Origin of the sequence: Aquimarina longa SW024 (assembly GCF_001401755.1) — a bacterium.
Taxonomy (GTDB): domain Bacteria; phylum Bacteroidota; class Bacteroidia; order Flavobacteriales; family Flavobacteriaceae; genus Aquimarina; species Aquimarina longa.
Genome location: NZ_KQ474099.1, coordinates 596,770 through 615,077, shown reverse-complemented (window position 1 = coordinate 615,077; position 18,308 = coordinate 596,770). Strand labels below are relative to the sequence as shown.

Below are 18,308 nucleotides of genomic sequence, written 5' to 3'. Positions count from 1 at the left end.
TTATGGCCAAGCAAATTAAAGTTTCACTCATCGGCAATCCAAATACCGGAAAGACATCTGTTTTTAATTTGCTGACAGGACTTAATCAACAAGTTGGAAATTACCCAGGGATTACCGTAGAGAAAAAAGAAGGAGTTTGTAAACTATCTCGTGGTGTTAAAGCACATATCTTAGATTTACCAGGAACTTATAGTTTAAATGCATCTTCATTAGATGAAAATGTAGTTATAGAGTTGTTACTTAATAGAAGTGATAAAGATTTCCCTGATGTTGCTGTAGTAGTAAGTGATGTAGAAAACCTTAAACGAAATTTGCTTCTTTTTACGCAGATTAAAGATTTAGAAATTCCTACGATTTTAGTAATCAACATGGCAGATCGTATGATTAAAAAAGGGATTTCATTAGATATTCCTCTGTTAGAAAAAGAATTAAATACAAAAATAGCCTTAATTAGTGCTCGCAAAAGCGAAGGTATAGATAAGTTAAAAGAACTAATAGAATCGTATACGTCGTTGTCTAAAAAACCTTGTGTTAATGCACTATCTTTTGCTCCGGAGTATTTTGATAAATTACAAAAAGCATTTCCTGATCAATCATTATATAAACTATGGTTAGTAATCACACAGGATATTAATTTTAGAAAAGTAGATAAGCAAGAAATATCTATAACTTCTGATTTTGAAATTAAATCTAAAAGTGAACTTAAAAGATTACAACAAAAGGAAACTATTAAACGATATCAGTTTATTAATACAATCCTTAAAAAAGGGCTTACAATAGATCAGAAAGCAGCTACAGGAATGCGAGAAAGACTAGATAGAATACTGACTCATAAATTCTGGGGGTATTTTATTTTTTTAGTAATACTTTTAGTAATGTTTCAAGCAATTTATGATTGGTCATCTTATCCTATGGATCTTATTGATGAAAGTTTTGCATGGCTTAGTGAAGCGACAAGAGAAATATTACCATCAGGCCCATTAGTTGATCTGATTACCGAAGGAATTATTCCTGGATTAGGAGGGATCGTTATTTTTATTCCTCAGATAGCATTTCTATTTTTATTTATTTCTATTCTAGAAGAAAGCGGTTATATGAGTAGGGTAGTTTTTCTTATGGATAGAATAATGAGACGATTTGGATTAAGTGGTAAAAGTGTTGTGCCGTTAGTTTCGGGTACAGCCTGTGCTATTCCTGCAGTAATGGCTACAAGAAATATTGAAAACTGGAAAGAAAGATTAATCACAATTCTTGTAGTTCCATTTACAACTTGCGCGGCACGATTACCAGTATACTTAATTATCATTGCATTAGTTATTCCTGATGAAAAAGTAGGATGGATATTTAGTTACCAGAGTCTGACATTAATGTTGCTATACTTTTTAGGTTTTGGAACAGCAGTAGGATCAGCATGGATACTTAATAAGGTGCTGAAAATTAAAAGTAAATCCTATTTTGTAATTGAAATGCCAGGATATAAGGTGCCATTATTTAAAAATGTAGCGATAAATGTAATCGAAAAAACAAAAGCTTTTGTTTTTGGTGCAGGAAAAATCATTTTGGCAATTTCTATTATCTTATGGGTATTAGCAAGTTTTGGACCTAATGAGAATTTTAATAATGCCGAAGAGATTATATCAGAGTTACATCCTAATCTAGCACAAGAAGAATTAGATCATAAAATAGCATCATATAAACTCGAGTATTCTTTTATTGGGTATGCAGGTAAGGCAATAGAGCCTATAGTATCCCCTCTAGGATATGATTGGAAAATAGGAATTGGGATTATTAGTTCTTTTGCAGCTAGAGAAGTTTTTGTAGGAACATTAGCAACGATATATAGTGTAGGGAGTGAAGAGGAGGAAACGATAAAAAATAGGATGGCATCAGAGGTAAACTCACAGACAGGAGGTCCTTTATTTAATTTAGCCAGTGGTATCTCTTTATTGTTGTTTTATGCCTTTGCGATGCAATGTATGAGTACATTGGCTATTGTAAAAAGAGAAACCAATACATGGAAATGGCCAATGACGCAACTTATTTTTATGAGTATTTTTGCATATGGAGTAGCATTGATTGCATATCAAGTGTTAAAATAAATTAAGTTTTAGTATTTTTATACAACCTTATATATACTATGAATATTTTAATCCAAAACATATTAGTAATCTTAATTTTTGCAATTGCAATTGGGTTTTTAATTAAGAAGTTTTTTTGGAGAACCTCTTCAACTTCTTCTGCAAGTAAAAAACCATCAAACTCTTGTGGTAGTGATGGTTGTGGTTGTCATTAATCTCTTTTATTTTTTAACCACTTAAGAGATCCACTACTGATTAGATATACACCACTAAAAATTAATAGACAACATAATAGTTTTCCTATAGTAAGATCCCCTTTATATTGGCTATTGACAACCCAATACGATGTAAGTGCAACTAGTATCATGGCTATAGCAGGTTGAAGATAAATATAGCTGCTAGAAACAGTCGGTTTTACGAATTGTAATGCAAACATATTGAGTAAATATGTTAAAAAAGTAGGCCCAATCACAACATAACATAAAGAAACCCAATTAGGAACTGTAAAAGCTGTAAAATCAGTATACATTAGTTTTTCTACACAAAACGGAAACATAAATATAAAACCAAATAAAAACGTCCAAACAATTACAGTAACAGGTTTATATTTTAGCATTAGTGGTTTTACGAGGACTAGATAGAATGCAAATGCTAAAGCATTAATAAAGACAAAAATATTACCTAATAAAGAGCCTGTTCCTAAACCCGAATTCCCTAAATATATTAGTAAAATAGCTCCTATTCCTCCAATAGATATCCCGAGAATACGTCGTGATGTTAATGGTTCTCTTAATAAAAAATAACTAATGACTACTGTAAAAATTGGTATGGCAGTAATAATGATAGCAGCGTCTACAGGAGAAGTCAGACTTAATCCATTCATAGAAAAAAATTGATTAACCGCAACCCCTAAAAAACCACATAATGCCAAGCGAGTGATATCTTTTCTATCAATTTTTTCTTTAATAAATAGCTTAAGGATCAAGAATAATAATCCAGCACCACTAATTCGAAGAAATACCAATGCAGAGGCTTCAATTTTATTAGGCATCAAACCCTTAGCGACTAAGTAATTTGCTCCATATATAATATTAACACTTAATAACGCTAAATGAGCTTTTACCTTGTTAGAAACCATTTGGTAAAGTTAGTAAAACTCTGTTTTAAAAAGTTTTAAAAATAGCATTAAAAATTAACTAATTACAGCCATGACTGTAATGTTATTAGATGTAGTGTTTGTAACCTATATAATCACAGTATAAATTTTATCTCACCAATAAATTTAGATAATATTCATAAGAATCGATAGATTCCTCTGTAGAGGCCTGAGGACTTATACTATGTGCATATATAGTTTTTTGACCAGAAGTTAATAGTTTTTCTAAATGGTCTGGGTTAATATTTTTACTAGAAAAAACCAGCTCTTTTTCTTCTTTTAGAGCATCATTTTCATACAACCCGACTAATAGTGTTACCTCTCCTTCCCAGATACAAGTTGCATCTACAGGGCATCTAGAGTCACCTATTAATTTAATGATTTTAATACTTTTAGTATCAAAAGTAGCAGTATTTCCAATTTTGAGTTTTGTAATAATTTTTGGAGGAGTAGTCGCTATCGAATCTTGCGCATATAAAGCAATAAATGGTATAGATAGGAATAGTATAAATATGATTTTTTTCATGATTTTGATATAATTAGATGCTGACATGTATAAATAACGAATCAAAATATAGTATCATATACATACTATGCTTGAATTTTTCATTTTATATTTTATATTGATAAGATATGAAAAAATACGATTATATAATTTCGGGCTCAGGAGCTTCAGGTTTAATGTTGGTGTATCACATGATATTAGACCCTTTTTTTGATCAAAAGCAGATTTTACTGATAGATAAAGTATTAAAAAATCAAAATGATCGTACTTGGTGTTTTTGGGAAAAAGGTTCAGGCATTTGGGATGAGATAGTACATAAAAAATGGGATTCTATTTATTTTGGAAGTGATAATTTTTCAAAAAAAATAGTGATTTCACCTTATTACTATAAACTCATTAGAAGTAAAGACTTTTATGATTTTATTTTAAAGGTTTTACAAGAAAAATCGAATATAACGATTATACAAGAAAAGATCATTTCTATAGTAGATCAAGGAGATATTGTTAGTATAAAAACAGACGCTCATGCATATCTAGGAAATAAAGTCTTTAATAGTGTAGTCCTATCATTAGCATATAAAAATCAGAGTCGTTATCCTGTTTTGAATCAACATTTTCTTGGATGGTTTGTAAAGACAAAAGAACCTTCCTTTGATACTAAGATGGCTACTTTTATGGATTTTACAGTAGCTCAGAAAGAAAACACACGGTTTATGTATGTGCTCCCTATTTCTGAAACAGAAGCACTGTTTGAGTACACCTTATTTTCTAAAGATCTCTTAGAAGAACAGGAGTATGAAGATGAAATCAAAAAATATTTACAAAATAAAGGGATTACTCGATATAAAATCTCTGAAAAAGAAAAAGGATGTATCCCAATGACCTGTTATAACTTTAATAAGTATAATTCTAAAAATGTATTACATATAGGTACTGCTGGAGGATGGACCAAACCTAGTACAGGATATACATTTAGTAATTCATTAAAAAAAGTACAGCAACTAATTCCTTTTCTGAAACAAGCTAAAGATTTCTCAAAATTTGATCAAAAAACTAGATTTTGGTATTATGATTTACTTTTTATTGACGTACTTTATCGAGATAATCATATTGGAGCTTCTTTGTTTTCGAGTTTATTTAAGAAAAATAAAAGTTCAAAAATTTTAAAATTCCTAGATGAAAAGACTACGCTTTTTGAAGATCTTAAAATTACAACAAGTTTACCTGCTGGAAAATTTTTAAAAGCGCTTTCACAACGTTTTTTTAAGATTTAACATGCATTATGTAATATAACTTTGTGATAAAACTATAAAACTTAGCAAGGTGATAAGTAAGTAGTATTTGCAGTAGTTCAGGATGTGATTTTTATTACATAACGTGGATTTAAGTAATTCCCCGTTCTTTTTTAATCTGGTCATATGCTTTTTGTACTTCTTTAAATTTGGCCTCAGCGCCTTTGATATGAATTTCATCCATATGCTGTACTTTATCAGGATGATATTTTTTTGCCATAGATCTAAATGCCTTTTTTACTTCTGTATCAGTAGCAGTTTTATCAATTTCTAGAATTTTATAAGCATGGTCATCAGTTTTAAAGAACATGGCTTTAATACTTTCAAAATCTTTAAAATTTATTCGTAAAAAACCAGCAATTTTTCTAATTTCTTCAGCTTCAGAGGTACTGACCATTCCATCAGCATTAGCAATACCAAATAAAAAATGTAAGATCTGTAATCTAGAAGGATATCGGGTATGCTGACTGATATACATACAGATACGTTGTGCAGAAATCTCCCTATTTTTGATCACTTCATTAAACGTTCTAAAGGTAGCATTAGCCCGCTCTTTGCCATAGGCACTTACAAAATAGCTTCTTACGTAATCGAGTTCTGTTTGATTTATTTTTCCATCAGCTTTAATAACGATAGATGATAATGACAATAAATTAAGTTCAAAATCTGCAGGGGTTATTGTGGGTTTTTGTGAAAAAACCGTTTTAAATTCGATATTATTTTTTCGTAGTGCACTGTCTAGAAAACTCCCTAGTATAAAGCCAGCAATTGCTCCAGGAAATCTGAAAAATATAGAGCCCAATATAGCGGCAAACCATTTAATCATTGATTCTTATTTATGGGTCAAAGATAAGTTAATTATTAAAAAAAGTATTTTTTAATGTTTTAGTATTCATAAAACTTTCTTTGGATTTATTAAGAAGTTAAATGTAGATTAGATTTTATTTTTTGGCAATTTTAGATGAATTTTTCAGACGACTTGTCAGTTGTTTTTATGTGGTACATAATTTGTAACTTTGCATCAGATTATAAGATGTAATATATCTTGATGATTAGGAATCACTATAGTCAAAGTATTTATTCTAATTAAAAGTCAAGATTTTAGATAGATTTCATCTAATAATTAAAAATTGTAGTGGATTAATAATATACGAAAAAATAAAAGATATGTATCCAGCAGATTTAATAAAACCAATGCGAGAAGATCTTACTACTATTGGTTTTGAAGAATTACATACAGAAAAATCAGTAGAAGTAGCAATAGCAAAAGAAGGAACGACATTAGTAGTTGTAAACTCAGTGTGTGGATGTGCAGCAGCAAATGCTCGTCCTGGTGCAAAAGCATCGTTAGAGAATGATAAAAAACCAGATCATTTAGTAACTGTTTTTGCAGGAGTTGATAGAGAAGCAACAGATAAGGCACGTGGATTTATGGTGCCATTTCCTCCATCATCACCATCTATGGCATTATTCAAAAATGGAGAACTAGTACATATGTTAGAACGTCATCATATTGAAGGACGCCCTGCAGAGATGATCGCAGATAACCTTAAAGATGCATATAACGAACATTGCTAAAATTGAAAGAATGAAACAAAAATCTGGTTACATTACCGGATTTTTGTTCTTTACTCTTTTAGCACATTTAGCATAAAGGAACACCTAGATGAGTACCACCTGCAGAACAACAACAATCTCTCTCCTCCATTAACCGGTGTTAGTGTAGCTTTGTTAAGTACTTGTACTTAAAATGTTTGTTAACATAACGAATTATTTAATAATTTATGTGTTTCCTGATCATTTATAGACATTCAGTAGGTATGTCTATATTTCTTTCAATTATCAATGAGATTTTAGTACAGGGTAAAAAAATAATTTTTAATATACTAAGTATATTTGTTTTATCGATGTTACAGACTTTAGTTCCTATTTAAGGAGAGATTTCGATAAGTCTAAGAATTAATTATATGTTATTAATCAAAATTAATTTCCTGAGCAGTGTTCTCTATATTAATGAGAGTCAAGAAAAGATACTTTAATATTTAAGAATAATATTTTATAATGAATAATTTTAGTCTCTCAAACTATTGGTCAACTAAAAATAATATAAGACCTTGCAGAGCAATTACACAAGTTAAATTTATTAATTATATAGTATAATGGGGGCAATAAAAAAGGTACTAAGGTATCCGCTTTCTATAGTTTTTTATTTATTTTTTGGGTTAACACTCGTGATTTTTCACCCACTACAGTGGTTAGGAGCTAAATTAGGCGGAGCTAGTGGACATAGAGGAGTTGTAAATATTATGAATCTGTGTTTATTACGATGTTTACACACTTTAGGGGTAACCTTTAGTTTTAAAAATAAATATTCGTTACCAAAAAATCAACCTTTGATTTTGGTTTCTAACCATCAAAGCATGTTTGATATTCCAATGATATCTTGGTATTTACGTAAATATAAGCCAAAATTTATTTCTAAAATAGAGCTAGGAAAAGGTATCCCGAGTATCTCTTTTAATTTACGGCATGGAGGAAATGTTTTGATTGATCGAAAAAACCCTAAACAATCGATTCCTGCTTTGTCAGAATTTGGTAAATTTATAAAAAAGAACAATTTTTCGGCAGTTATTTTTCCTGAGGGGACACGTAGTAAAGACGGAAAGCTTAAATCATTTGCTCCGACAGGTTTAAAAATTTTATTCAAAAATGCACCAAATGCATTGATAGTACCAATAACGATTAATAATAGTTGGAAACTTGTTAGATTAGGTAATTTCCCTATGGAGATAGGGGTACATATGACATTAGAAGTATTAGAACCAATGTCAATAGATAAAGTTCCCGAAATATTACTAGAAAAAATAGAAGAAAGGATTACTTTAGCAGTCAGAACATAATACCACCCTATCATGGCTATAGATAATATTAGATTAGAGGTAATGCAATTGCTAGAAAAGAAAGTTGAATCTTTTATAGATAGATTTTTGATTCCGGTAGATAAGATATGGCAACCTACTGATTTTTTGCCAAACTCTCAGAATGAAGATACTTTTTTTGACGAGGTAAAAGAACTGAGAGAGTTGGCAAAAGAACTTCCATATGATTTTTGGGTAGTTTTGGTTGGAGATACAATTACTGAAGAAGCATTACCAACCTATGAATCTTGGTTGATGGATGTAGAAGGAGTGAATCAGCACGAAGAAGGAAAAGATAACGGTTGGGCAAAATGGGTGCGATATTGGACAGGCGAAGAAAATCGTCATGGAGATACATTAAACAAATATTTGTATTTGTCCGGTAGAGTAAATATGATTGAGGTAGAGAGAACTACACAGCATCTCATTAATGATGGCTTTGATATAGGAACCGATAGAGATCCGTATAAAAATTTTGTGTATACTAGTTTTCAGGAATTAGCTACTTATATTTCTCATAATAGAGTAGCCAAATTAGCAAGGCAATACTCTAATAAATCATTAGCCAAAATGTGTAAGATTATAGCAGGTGATGAAATGCGCCACCATAATGCCTATAGTGAGTTTGTAAAGAGCATTTTTGAAGTAGATCCAAGTCAGATGATGATTGCATTTAGTGATATGATGAAAAAGAAGATTATTATGCCAGCATATTTTCTTAGAGAATCAGGAGATGCAAAAGGTACTGCTTTTGATGAGTTTTCATGGGCAGCGCAGCGTATAGGAGTATATACAGCACAAGATTATGTTGATATCTTACAACGTTTGATTGATAGATGGGAGATTGATAAAATAATAGATCTTACAGACGAAGCAGAAAAAGCACGTGACTTTTTGATGAAATTACCATCAAGAATGCAACGTATTAGTGAAAGAATTGTTATTCCAGAAGAAATTTTTGAATTTAAGTGGGTACAACCAGCAATGATAAAATAAGCTTACTAAGTGATGATGTCTGATGATTTGATGATCTCTAAAACCATTGATTTTGTAAAAGAAGAACTGAAAGGAGCTGAAGGAGGACATGATTGGTTCCATATTCATAGAGTGTTTAAGAATGCTCAATTGATTTCAAAAGAAGAAAAAGTTGACCTTTTTGTAGTTTCTCTAGGCGCTTTGCTTCATGATATAGCAGATTCTAAATTCTATAATGGAGATGAAACCGTAGGACCTAAGATAGCAAGAGATTTTTTAGAAAGCCTTCAGGTTAAAGAAACGGTTATCAATCATGTCATTAAGATTATAGAAAATATTTCTTTTAAAGGTGGTAATATAGATCAGAAATTTAAATCTCCAGAGTTAGATGTGATTCAGGATGCCGATAGATTAGATGCTATTGGTGCAATAGGAGTTGCAAGATGTTTTAATTATGGAGGGTTTAAAAATAGAGCACTATATGATCCAGAGATAAGACCTAATCTAACCATGACTAAAGAAGAGTATAAATCTTCTACAGCACCTACACTCAATCATTTTTATGAGAAATTATTGCTTCTTAAAGATCGGATGAATACAGAAACAGGCAAAAGATTAGCAGCACAACGACACAAATTCATGGAGCAGTTTTTAGAACAATTTTATAAAGAATGGGAGGGGAAGTTATAATTTAGAACAACCGCAACTGCCCATCTTTATAAGATTCATGCATCTCACAATTTAGATATACTTTTTGATTCTTAGGAAAATATTTTTGCCGAGCGATAGCAAATAATTGATGAATTTGATCAGCCATAGTGCCAGAGCCCTTCATTCTTTTTCCGAACTCGTTATTATTCAAGCTTCCTCCATGACACTCCATAATCTGATGAAGAATTTTATCTTTGCGATCTGGTAAAGTATGTGTTAACCATTTAGTGAATATATTGCCAATTGCACCGTTTAACCTTACAATCGTATATCCAATACTTGTAGCACCACGTGTAGAAACCTCTTTGGATAGTGATAAGATTTCATGACTATTGATTGAAGGGATTATTGGAGCCATCATCACATTAGTAGGGATTCCAGCAGTATTTAATTTCTCTAAAGTTTCTAACCGTTTTTGGATACTTGCAGTTCTGGGCTCTAAAACTCTTCTGGTTTCTTCTGTTAATGTTGTAATAGAAAGATATACAGATACTAAATTATAGTTAGAAAGTTCAGAAAGAAGATCTAGATCTCTTAATAGTAAAGCGTTTTTGGTAATGATTCCTACAGGGTATCTATATTTTAAGAAAACCTCCAAAAGTTTTCGTGTGATTTCAAGCTTTTTCTCAATAGGCTGGTAACAATCAGTATTTCCAGAAAGTGAAATAGGATATGCCCTCCATTTTTTACTCTGTAGCTTCTTTTCTAATAACTCAGGAGCATTTTTTTTTACTAAAATTTTACTTTCAAAATCTAATCCAGCACCATATCCCCAATATTCATGAGAATTTCGTGCATAGCAATATACACACCCATGTTCACACCCTTGATATGGGTTTAGTGAGTATAGCATGCCAACATCAGGACTTGTTACTTTATTAATAATAGTTTTTGGAAAAGTTTCGATAAATGTAGTTTTGTCAATATTGATATGTTCGCCTTCTTTTTCACAATAATTGAGAAAATCATTTCTCATCTCATGATAATTTTGTAAAAATCTATTGCGACTTTTTTCTTGAGCACCTCTACCTTTTATATATCTTTTAGAGTTCATCGGAAGGATTATACGGTTTTAAAACCTAAAAGTAAAATATTTATGGGAATAATTCCAATAAATAATGGAATTATTCCCATAAATAAAATTAACTACTTTTCTTTATGAGACTATAATTGATAAGAAATAAAAGACATAATTTATGATTACATGATTAACGTTATTAAAATTATAGCTATTTAATTTTAGACATTCTAATAAGAATAGATTAATAATATTTTTTAATATACTGATTATTATAACTTTATGAACATATGATAAAGAATTGATGGTTTCCAATATAAAAAAAGGGGTTAAATCCCCTGATGTAATTTTTGTGTTTAATCAAATAAATCTCCAACTTTAGAAGATCTATTAAACCACATATTGTCACATTAATATCATACTCATATGAAACCTACCCACGATTTTTATTTATCCCCTACTATCGAAGAGCCTATTTTTAATTCTGATATTTCTAAAATATTAAACACATGCGATGCTTTAAAGAACCTTATGATAGGGATATACCTTGTTGAAGAAGATCGGTTTTTGTATTGCAATAAAGTTTTAAAAAGATTTTTAGATTTTCATCCAAATGGGCTTATTGAGAGCGGTTGGGATTTTTGGTTTTCTTTAATCACTCCTAGCGAAGTTTGTCGGATAAAGAACAAGGTATTTAATTTTTTTAAATCCCCTATGATTCGAGATGTTATTACATTACAATACCATATTACGAATTTTAGAGAAGAAAAAATTTATGTAAAACACGAAATCTTAATTTATAAATTAAAAAAGAAAATAGTTGCACTAAACTATTTTTTTGATGTTTCAGAAAAAGAAGAAATAGAAAGATGTGTTAAGATTAATGGGGGACATCGAGGAAGAAATTTTTTAAAAGATCAATGCAGACAAATTTCTTCTAGAGAAGAAGAAGTTTTAAAACTTATTGCTAACGGATTTTCTTCAAAACAAATAGCAGAACAACTTTTTATAAGTAATCACACAGCAATATCTCATCGGAAGCATCTCATCCAGAAGTTTAAAGTAAAAAATACCGCCCAACTTATAAAAGAGGCATCTAAGCTGTTAGACTTGTAGTTTAACAATTAGTTAACATCTTATTAACTAATTATTTAGATGCTAAAATCCCCATTTTTAGGGATTGATTCACCTCCTATTTTTTGTGACCTTCACAATCTTTAGTAATGAAACTAAGTATGTTTAGTATTTAGTTTTATGAATTTCGTCGTTAAATAGTGCATGATTTGCTATCGATAGAATCTATCAATTTTTTAAAACATAATTTTTAACTATGATTGGATTAGCACTAAAATTGCTTAGAGATGAATTAAGCAATTACATTTTTCAAAATAAAAAGCCAGAAGATTCTATCAAAGAAGAGGATATTATATTACATAATATAGCTTTAATGGAGAGCGATAGTCAAGCAGATTTAAATAATAAGATTGTCATCACTCTAGTAAATATTGAAGAAGAAAGTACCTTAAAGAATAGTAGTAATGTCGTAAAAACAGTTAGAGGAGTAAAATATGTAGAACCTCCTGTTTTTTTAAATCTTTATATCCTTATATCCGCTACAATCCAGCAAGGTTCAGGAGATCATTATGAGTTTGCATTAGGAAGGCTCTCATTAGTTACTCAGTTTTTTCAGGCTAAAAAAAGTTTCACAATTAAGAATTCTCCTTTTACTGATATTACAAAAGCAGAGATATCTCAGGAAGTAAAAGATGAAATTAAACTTAATGTAGAGTTATATACGCTAACATTCGAACAAATCAATCATTTATGGGGCTCATTAGGAGGTAAACAAGTTCCTTTTGCGATGTATAAAGTAAGACTTGTTAAGATCCAAGAAAAAACAGGAGTTATAGCTCCAATTATTGAAGAAATACGAAATGAAGAATTTGTAAAAAATGTCAATCAATATGAGTAATACAACTATTTTTAAAAGACTTTTTGAAGTTCAGATATTACACGATTATTTTCTTACAACAGCTGATGGAATTTCTTTTTTTGATAAAAACAGAGCTGAAAAAAATACATTACTCTATAAAAAACTAGAACAAGGTATCTATGATGTTAGAAGCCTCTTTAAAATAGAACCTATAGGAGAAACAAAAAAACTGCTAAAAAATTATAAACTGCTAATGAAGCAGACCTCTTTAGGGTTTATTGTAGGTATAGAGGTAAATGCAGAAAATAAATTAGGAGAGATTGTATTTAAACCTCGTTTTAAATTAGTCAATACATTAAGCTTAACTTTTTCCATTCAATCACAGATTACATCTTTTAAAAGCTTAACAAATATATCATTAAGACCTCCATTACCATCAATTTATTATTTGACCAATAAAGGTAAAACTCCATTAAATGAATCTGCTTTACCTGCATATACATCATTACCATTATCAAATGGAATTCAATCACATCAAGATGGAGTATTATATGAAATGGGCGCTTTAGTTAACCTAGGAGGAACTACTCGAGAAGCGATACAATATACAGATGGGAATAATCCTTCACATTGGGAAGATACCACAGAAAAACGTGTTATAAGTGATGCTGATAGTCGAGTATTACCTGCAATATTTAGTTATCGATTAAAAGCAATACAGAATGTAACAAAAATTGAGTGTAGCTTATTAGATACAGATAATAACGAAATAAAGAAAATAACTAAAACAAGTACACAAGCTTTGAGTGATGTGGTATTAGATTTTACCAAAACTAATACAAATACAATTCCTAGTGGATTTTATACTTTAAAAGTAAAAATTAACGATAATCAGGAAATTAAATATCCTATTTATCTAAATGATGAGCTATATAATAAAAATCATTTAGCAATAGTAGATATTCGTATGGATGAGCAAAACTCTGCTTATAGTCTTATTGATAATCAAGGGTTTCTAAAAACTAAAGTTAATGCTGCTAATGAAAAAGTAGCACATCCTATTTACGAAATTAGATTTAAAAATAGACGAACATATTGGCGATATAATAAAGAAGGAGATTTTAGCAATCCAGAAATAAATGCAACCGCATTATTTCTAAATCATGAACCAGAAAAATTAATATCACTACAGCCTAAAGCTCTTACAGAAGCACTTATACCTTTTAAGAAAGGAAATTCATCAAAGATATTACCATATCCCAAAATACCTTCTATTAAGATAGAAAACAATAAGATTTTTTCTGAAATCTTTATTAATCAGTCAAATAGGATTATTAAATAATTAAAAAGGAACCTTTTATAAAAATGTTATTATGAATTACAAAACACCAGGAGTTTACATAGAAGAAATTCCGAAACTTCCACCATCCGTTGCACAAGTAGAAACTGCAATTCCTGCTTTCATTGGATATACAGAAAAAGCAGAAGATGAAAGAGGAAACTCGTTACTTAATGAACCAAAACGAATCAGTTCTTTATTAGAATATGAGCGTTTTTTTGGAGATCCATTTAAGGAGACTCAACTTTCTGTTTCAGTCAAAGAACAAACTAGTGGTCCAACGATAGTACAAGCGTCTATTGATGATAGATCTAAATATTTAATGCATTACGCATTACAAATGTTTTTTGCCAATGGCGGAGGGCCCTGTTGGATAGTTTCGGTAAAAGATTATACGACTGGTATCGTAAGTTTTGCTGATCTTAAAGCAGGACTAGATGCTACAGAAAAAGTAGATGAAGTCACTCTATATGTATATCCTGATGCTCAGGGAATGGACAATTTCTCAGATTTTTATTCACTTTTTGGAGAATCAATGGATATGTGTGAAAAACTAAAAGATCGATTTACAGTGATGGATATATGGCAAGATCCTACACAACCTAATCTTTTGGCTAATATTGAGACCATGAGAGATAATACATCTCCAGAAGAGAATACAATAAAATATGGAGCCACGTATTTCCCTAATGTAGAAACAATTTTGGATTATTATTACGGAGGTGAAGGTAAAGGTGATAGTAACGTAACAATAGTTCATGAAGGAGGAGATGGATCATTAAGCGGAACTTTAGCAGAACTAAAATCTAAGAATAATGCACTGTATTTCCAAGCACAAAATTCAATAAGAAATCTACCTTTAGAGATGCCACCATCACCAGGAGTTGTAGGACAGTATGCAAGTGTAGATGCTTCTAGAGGAGTATGGAAAGCACCAGCAAATGTTAATATGGATTATGTCATCAGACCAATGATTAAAATAACAGATCGAGAACAAGAATCATTAAATGTAGATGTAAACTCTGGTAAATCAGTAAATGTTATTCGTTCTTTCGTAGGAAGAGGTAACGCATTGATTTGGGGAGCTAGAACTATGGCAGGAAATAGTAATGAGTGGCGTTATGTTCCTGTAAGAAGATTCTTTAATATGGTCGAAGAATCAGTTAAAAAAGCAACAGTACAATTCGTATTCGAACCAAATGATCTTAATACATGGTCTCGTGTAAAATCTATGATCGATAATTTCTTAGTTCAGCAGTGGAAAGCAGGAGCCTTAATGGGAACAACCCCAGAACAAGCCTTTTATGTAAAAGTAGGACTTAATGAAACCATGGATGAAGTAGATGTCTTAGAAGGACGAATGATTGTAGAAATAGCGATGGCTGTTGTAAGACCTGCAGAATTTATCATTCTGAGATTTAGTCATAAAATGTTATCAGAGTAATTTCTTTTTTTAAATAAATAACAATAAAACATAGTAATATGGCAAGCAAAAATAGCAATGACAATGGCAATTTACGAAGTGCCGATACAGTAATTTGCGAGGGCCTTACCGTCATTAAAAATGATAAAAACACTGCATATAGTATCTACAAGGCTAATGAAACATTACAAGAGTCAAAAGAAATAGCTCGAGGATATAAAATATGTTGCTTGAATAAAGCAGAAGAATCGAATGATGTATATCAAGAGATCATGAGTGGGGTAACCATCAAGAATGCTAAAAAAACCGAGATTATACAAAAAAATATAGGAGAGTATATTAAGAAAGATGATGAGATCGAAAAACTTATCAAAGACTCTTCTAAGCTTTTAAACGAGATGCGCGTTAAACTAGAAGATGCTCATAATGCAGCATGTGCAATGTCTAACTGTATTAAAAACAAAATTTTACCAAAATCAGGTAAAAAAACTAAAGATGATAAAAAAGTAGAGATTGAACAAGAGTTAAAAGAGATTACAGAAAAAACGAAACAATTGGATGAAAAAGGACAAAATGCGTTTCAATCTGTAGTAACTATAGCAGGAATCCAAACATTTACTAATACAATGATTCTTAAGGATTTTATTGCAGAGCTTAGTGTAGCAGTAAAAGACTTTAAGGAGTGCATAGATACCAATATAAAATCCACTTCAGAAGATGTAACTACCTCTAGAAAAGAGCTTAATGTAATCGTAGAAGAATTGGCACAAGTAGCTTGTGATAAAGAAATGGAACATATAAAGGTACAAGGACTGGAGCGTGTAAAACATTTTGTATGCGAAGGAGAATACGAAGATGAATGCCTAGACTTATGCAAGGATATAAGAAGTTGTTATGATTCAGATGATGGCCATAAGCCAAAAAGAAAACCTAGATCAAGAAAGCAATCTACAGATCAAAATTAGTAAACACTAGCAATTAAAGAACAAGTTAAAGATGACAAAGTTTATGATAAATAATGCCTGCTGTTACGATAATGGGGGCAATGACGAACCAGGAACTAAAGATTGTTTAGATAAATGGAAAGAACAACTAGAAAAAGTTAGTAATCAATACACAGAATCTAGTGCCAGAACATCAAAACATAAAGAAGAGTATGTAAACTCACTGAATTGGGAAGGAAAGCTAAAAAATTGGGATACTATCATCAAAAAATCAGATGAAAAATCCAAAACTATAGTTAAAGAACTAGAATTCTTTTTAGAACAGACTAAAAATGTATGCGAAAATTCTAAAGGAGCTACATCAGCATTAGAAAAACTTGCAGGTCTGATAAAGTCAATTTTTGATAGCTTTTTTACCTATGATCAAAACAAAGAAGGCTTAAAAGAAAAAATTACCAATTTTAAAAAAATGGTAGAATGCCTTAATAGCGTTAGTGATGAAGATAAAATAGAAGTTATCAAATGCATAGAAACCTATGAGCAAAAAATGATCTTGGTTTGTGATATGCAAGATGCAATTCTGAGTCATCTTTTGGAAACGTTAAAACAAGCAAATCTATTATCAGAATCAATCTGTGGTAATGGAGGGTTAGAAGACAAGCTTCAGGCAATACTAGATGATTTTAAAGGAGACGACGGTATGGATTGTGAGCATGAAGACCATCACCCATCAGAAGCAATGGCTAGTGACGCTCATGATGATACTAAAGAAGATAGGAGAATGCCAGGAGAAGGATATCCTAAATACCCATGTAATGATAGATTAGTAAAACCAAAACCTAAATTTCCGATTAATAGCAGTAAATACTATAGAGAAATTGAAAAAGGTCTAAAAAGAGCCGTTGAGAAAACAAAAGACCTAGAAGAAATTTGGGTAGCAAGTAAAAAAGAGAGTGATAAAATTTTATCTCATAAAACAAGCCTTACAGAAGCAATAAAAGCAGCAGAAGCAGCAGAAAGCGGAAAATAATTTTAAAAAATAAATATAAAAAATATATAGAACATGGCAGCAATAGGAGATTATCCATTACCAAAGTTTCATTTTCAGGTAGAATGGGGAAACGATTTTAGAATGGGGTTTACCGAAGTAAGTGGATTGGATTTTGAGACAGAAGTTATAGAATATAGAGAAGGAAGTAGTAAAAAATACAATAAATCAAAACAACCAGGCCTTACCAAGTATGCTAATATTACATTAAAAAGAGGAACATTTCAAGGAGATTTTGATTTCTATAAAGAATGGCAAAAAACATATTATTTCCAAGAAGGGAATGAAACCGGATCAAAGTACAGAAGAACAGTTACTATTAAACTGCTTAATGAAAACCATGATCCTATTATTGTTTGGACGCTAGAGAACGCTTGGCCGAGTAAAGTGCAATCTACAGATCTAAAAGCAGATGCTAATGAAGTAGCTATAGAAACTATGGAACTTGTTCATGAGGGATTGACTGTAGCAGACAAATAAAATAGTTTTTATAATTATATAATTCAGTTTCAATGTACCAAATAGTTGGTTTTCATTTTAGAGTTTCATTTGGAGAAACAGGAAAATTTAAAGAAGATGTAAAGTTTCAATCTGTTGCAGGATTAGATGTGCAAATCGAAAAAGAAACCCTAAAAGAAGGGGGAGAAAACAGATTTGAGCATACAATACCTGGGAGAAGAAAGTACAGTCCACTTACATTAAAGAGAGGAATCGTAAGACCTAGCAAATCAGGGTTAACGACTTGGTGTAAGGAAGCTTTTAATGATCTAAAAATTACTCCTATCCAGACTGTAAATGTAGAATTATTAAATGAAAACCATAATATACTCATACAGTGGAGGCTTTCTCATGTTTGGCCAGTAAGTTGGAAAGTGGGAGAGCTAAATGCAGAAAAAGGAGAAGTACTTATTGAGACATTAGAACTTAATTACAACTATTTTGAAGTAGTAGATAAAAGCTAAAAACAG

Annotated in this window: 19 protein-coding genes; 15 read left to right on the top strand and 4 right to left on the bottom strand. The window is 31.0% G+C overall.

The window, feature by feature from the left end:
• The first annotated feature begins 2 nt into the window (after positions 1-2).
• Both feoB and N456_RS24075 read left to right on the top strand, forming a co-directional pair.
• Positions 3-2,099 (top strand): ferrous iron transport protein B, encoded by a 2,097-nt coding sequence (gene feoB / locus N456_RS11585; RefSeq protein WP_062057044.1) that lies wholly within the window; start codon positions 3-5, stop codon positions 2,097-2,099.
• A 38-nt stretch (positions 2,100-2,137) separates the two neighbouring features.
• Positions 2,138-2,293 (top strand): FeoB-associated Cys-rich membrane protein, encoded by a 156-nt coding sequence (locus tag N456_RS24075; protein WP_148639303.1) that lies wholly within the window; start codon positions 2,138-2,140, stop codon positions 2,291-2,293.
• On the opposite strand, the gene N456_RS11580 is transcribed toward N456_RS24075, so the two are convergent.
• Both N456_RS11580 and N456_RS11575 read right to left on the bottom strand, forming a co-directional pair.
• Positions 2,290-3,216 carry a DMT family transporter gene (locus N456_RS11580; protein ID WP_062057042.1) on the bottom strand — a complete coding sequence of 309 codons (927 nt, stop codon included), beginning with the start codon at positions 3,214-3,216 and terminating at the stop codon, positions 2,290-2,292. The two genes, N456_RS24075 and N456_RS11580, sit on opposite strands and share 4 nt — an antisense overlap.
• Before the next feature lie 127 nt (positions 3,217-3,343).
• Positions 3,344-3,760, bottom strand: a complete 417-nt coding sequence (locus N456_RS11575; protein ID WP_148639302.1) for a hypothetical protein — start codon at positions 3,758-3,760, stop codon at positions 3,344-3,346.
• Positions 3,761-3,867: 107 nt separating this feature from the next.
• On the opposite strand from N456_RS11575, the gene N456_RS11570 reads away from it, so the two are divergent.
• Positions 3,868-5,013, top strand: a complete 1,146-nt coding sequence (locus tag N456_RS11570; RefSeq protein WP_062057038.1) for a lycopene cyclase family protein — start codon at positions 3,868-3,870, stop codon at positions 5,011-5,013.
• A 109-nt stretch (positions 5,014-5,122) separates the two neighbouring features.
• Here N456_RS11570 and N456_RS11565 read toward each other — a convergent pair whose 3' ends face one another.
• Entirely contained in the window at positions 5,123-5,857 is a 735-nt protein-coding gene (locus tag N456_RS11565; protein ID WP_062057036.1) for a tellurite resistance TerB family protein, read from the bottom strand.
• Between the two features lie 341 nt (positions 5,858-6,198).
• On the opposite strand from N456_RS11565, the gene N456_RS11560 reads away from it, so the two are divergent.
• The 4 genes from N456_RS11560 to N456_RS11545 all read left to right on the top strand — a co-directional run bounded on the left by N456_RS11560 (position 6,199) and on the right by N456_RS11545 (position 9,614).
• Complete coding sequence (locus tag N456_RS11560; protein ID WP_062057034.1) at positions 6,199-6,609, top strand: BrxA/BrxB family bacilliredoxin; 411 nt, start codon at positions 6,199-6,201, stop codon at positions 6,607-6,609.
• A gap of 581 nt (positions 6,610-7,190) precedes the next feature.
• Entirely contained in the window at positions 7,191-7,931 is a 741-nt protein-coding gene (locus N456_RS11555; RefSeq protein ID WP_338021419.1) for a lysophospholipid acyltransferase family protein, read from the top strand.
• Between the two features lie 12 nt (positions 7,932-7,943).
• Positions 7,944-8,945, top strand: coding sequence for an acyl-ACP desaturase (locus N456_RS11550; protein WP_062057032.1), 1,002 nt, complete (start codon positions 7,944-7,946; stop codon positions 8,943-8,945).
• 15 nt (positions 8,946-8,960) lie between these two features.
• The gene (locus N456_RS11545) at positions 8,961-9,614 is read left to right on the top strand and encodes an HD domain-containing protein (RefSeq protein WP_062057030.1); all 654 of its coding nucleotides are present in this window, start codon (positions 8,961-8,963) and stop codon (positions 9,612-9,614) included.
• 1 nt (position 9,615) lies between these two features.
• Here the strand turns inward: N456_RS11545 and N456_RS11540 are convergent, their stop codons facing one another.
• Positions 9,616-10,689, bottom strand: coding sequence for a PA0069 family radical SAM protein (locus N456_RS11540; RefSeq protein WP_062057027.1), 1,074 nt, complete (start codon positions 10,687-10,689; stop codon positions 9,616-9,618).
• Positions 10,690-11,079: 390 nt separating this feature from the next.
• On the opposite strand from N456_RS11540, the gene N456_RS11535 reads away from it, so the two are divergent.
• From N456_RS11535 to N456_RS11500, 8 genes are all read left to right on the top strand, one after another.
• Positions 11,080-11,769 carry a response regulator transcription factor gene (locus tag N456_RS11535; protein ID WP_062057025.1) on the top strand — a complete coding sequence of 230 codons (690 nt, stop codon included), beginning with the start codon at positions 11,080-11,082 and terminating at the stop codon, positions 11,767-11,769.
• A 214-nt stretch (positions 11,770-11,983) separates the two neighbouring features.
• Positions 11,984-12,625: a Pvc16 family protein gene (locus N456_RS11530; protein ID WP_062057023.1), complete on the top strand. Its 642-nt coding sequence runs from the start codon at positions 11,984-11,986 to the stop codon at positions 12,623-12,625.
• Positions 12,618-13,928 (top strand): hypothetical protein, encoded by a 1,311-nt coding sequence (locus N456_RS11525; RefSeq protein ID WP_062057513.1) that lies wholly within the window; start codon positions 12,618-12,620, stop codon positions 13,926-13,928. The genes N456_RS11530 and N456_RS11525 overlap by 8 nt, the downstream gene beginning before the upstream one ends.
• A gap of 31 nt (positions 13,929-13,959) precedes the next feature.
• Complete coding sequence (locus N456_RS11520; RefSeq protein WP_062057021.1) at positions 13,960-15,369, top strand: phage tail sheath family protein; 1,410 nt, start codon at positions 13,960-13,962, stop codon at positions 15,367-15,369.
• A 38-nt stretch (positions 15,370-15,407) separates the two neighbouring features.
• Positions 15,408-16,313: a hypothetical protein gene (locus N456_RS11515; RefSeq protein WP_062057019.1), complete on the top strand. Its 906-nt coding sequence runs from the start codon at positions 15,408-15,410 to the stop codon at positions 16,311-16,313.
• A gap of 31 nt (positions 16,314-16,344) precedes the next feature.
• Positions 16,345-17,322, top strand: a complete 978-nt coding sequence (locus N456_RS11510) for a hypothetical protein (RefSeq protein ID WP_062057017.1) — start codon at positions 16,345-16,347, stop codon at positions 17,320-17,322.
• A gap of 33 nt (positions 17,323-17,355) precedes the next feature.
• Positions 17,356-17,820, top strand: a complete 465-nt coding sequence (locus N456_RS11505; protein ID WP_062057015.1) for a phage tail protein — start codon at positions 17,356-17,358, stop codon at positions 17,818-17,820.
• A 32-nt stretch (positions 17,821-17,852) separates the two neighbouring features.
• Positions 17,853-18,302: a phage tail protein gene (locus tag N456_RS11500; RefSeq protein WP_062057013.1), complete on the top strand. Its 450-nt coding sequence runs from the start codon at positions 17,853-17,855 to the stop codon at positions 18,300-18,302.
• Positions 18,303-18,308: the final 6 nt, after the last annotated feature.

Coding starts and splice junctions, on each gene's coding strand:
- feoB (WP_062057044.1), top strand. CDS start 3: ATGGCCAAGCAAATTAAAGTTTCACTCATCGGCAATCCAAATACCGGA.
- N456_RS11500 (WP_062057013.1), top strand. CDS start 17,853: ATGTACCAAATAGTTGGTTTTCATTTTAGAGTTTCATTTGGAGAAACA.
- N456_RS11575 (WP_148639302.1), bottom strand. CDS start 3,760: ATGAAAAAAATCATATTTATACTATTCCTATCTATACCATTTATTGCT.
- N456_RS11530 (WP_062057023.1), top strand. CDS start 11,984: ATGATTGGATTAGCACTAAAATTGCTTAGAGATGAATTAAGCAATTAC.
- N456_RS11550 (WP_062057032.1), top strand. CDS start 7,944: ATGGCTATAGATAATATTAGATTAGAGGTAATGCAATTGCTAGAAAAG.
- N456_RS11560 (WP_062057034.1), top strand. CDS start 6,199: ATGTATCCAGCAGATTTAATAAAACCAATGCGAGAAGATCTTACTACT.
- N456_RS11555 (WP_338021419.1), top strand. CDS start 7,191: ATGGGGGCAATAAAAAAGGTACTAAGGTATCCGCTTTCTATAGTTTTT.
- N456_RS11565 (WP_062057036.1), bottom strand. CDS start 5,857: ATGATTAAATGGTTTGCCGCTATATTGGGCTCTATATTTTTCAGATTT.
- N456_RS11540 (WP_062057027.1), bottom strand. CDS start 10,689: ATGAACTCTAAAAGATATATAAAAGGTAGAGGTGCTCAAGAAAAAAGT.
- N456_RS11515 (WP_062057019.1), top strand. CDS start 15,408: ATGGCAAGCAAAAATAGCAATGACAATGGCAATTTACGAAGTGCCGAT.
- N456_RS11580 (WP_062057042.1), bottom strand. CDS start 3,216: ATGGTTTCTAACAAGGTAAAAGCTCATTTAGCGTTATTAAGTGTTAAT.
- N456_RS11510 (WP_062057017.1), top strand. CDS start 16,345: ATGACAAAGTTTATGATAAATAATGCCTGCTGTTACGATAATGGGGGC.
- N456_RS24075 (WP_148639303.1), top strand. CDS start 2,138: ATGAATATTTTAATCCAAAACATATTAGTAATCTTAATTTTTGCAATT.
- N456_RS11525 (WP_062057513.1), top strand. CDS start 12,618: ATGAGTAATACAACTATTTTTAAAAGACTTTTTGAAGTTCAGATATTA.
- N456_RS11505 (WP_062057015.1), top strand. CDS start 17,356: ATGGCAGCAATAGGAGATTATCCATTACCAAAGTTTCATTTTCAGGTA.
- N456_RS11535 (WP_062057025.1), top strand. CDS start 11,080: ATGAAACCTACCCACGATTTTTATTTATCCCCTACTATCGAAGAGCCT.
- N456_RS11570 (WP_062057038.1), top strand. CDS start 3,868: ATGAAAAAATACGATTATATAATTTCGGGCTCAGGAGCTTCAGGTTTA.
- N456_RS11545 (WP_062057030.1), top strand. CDS start 8,961: ATGTCTGATGATTTGATGATCTCTAAAACCATTGATTTTGTAAAAGAA.
- N456_RS11520 (WP_062057021.1), top strand. CDS start 13,960: ATGAATTACAAAACACCAGGAGTTTACATAGAAGAAATTCCGAAACTT.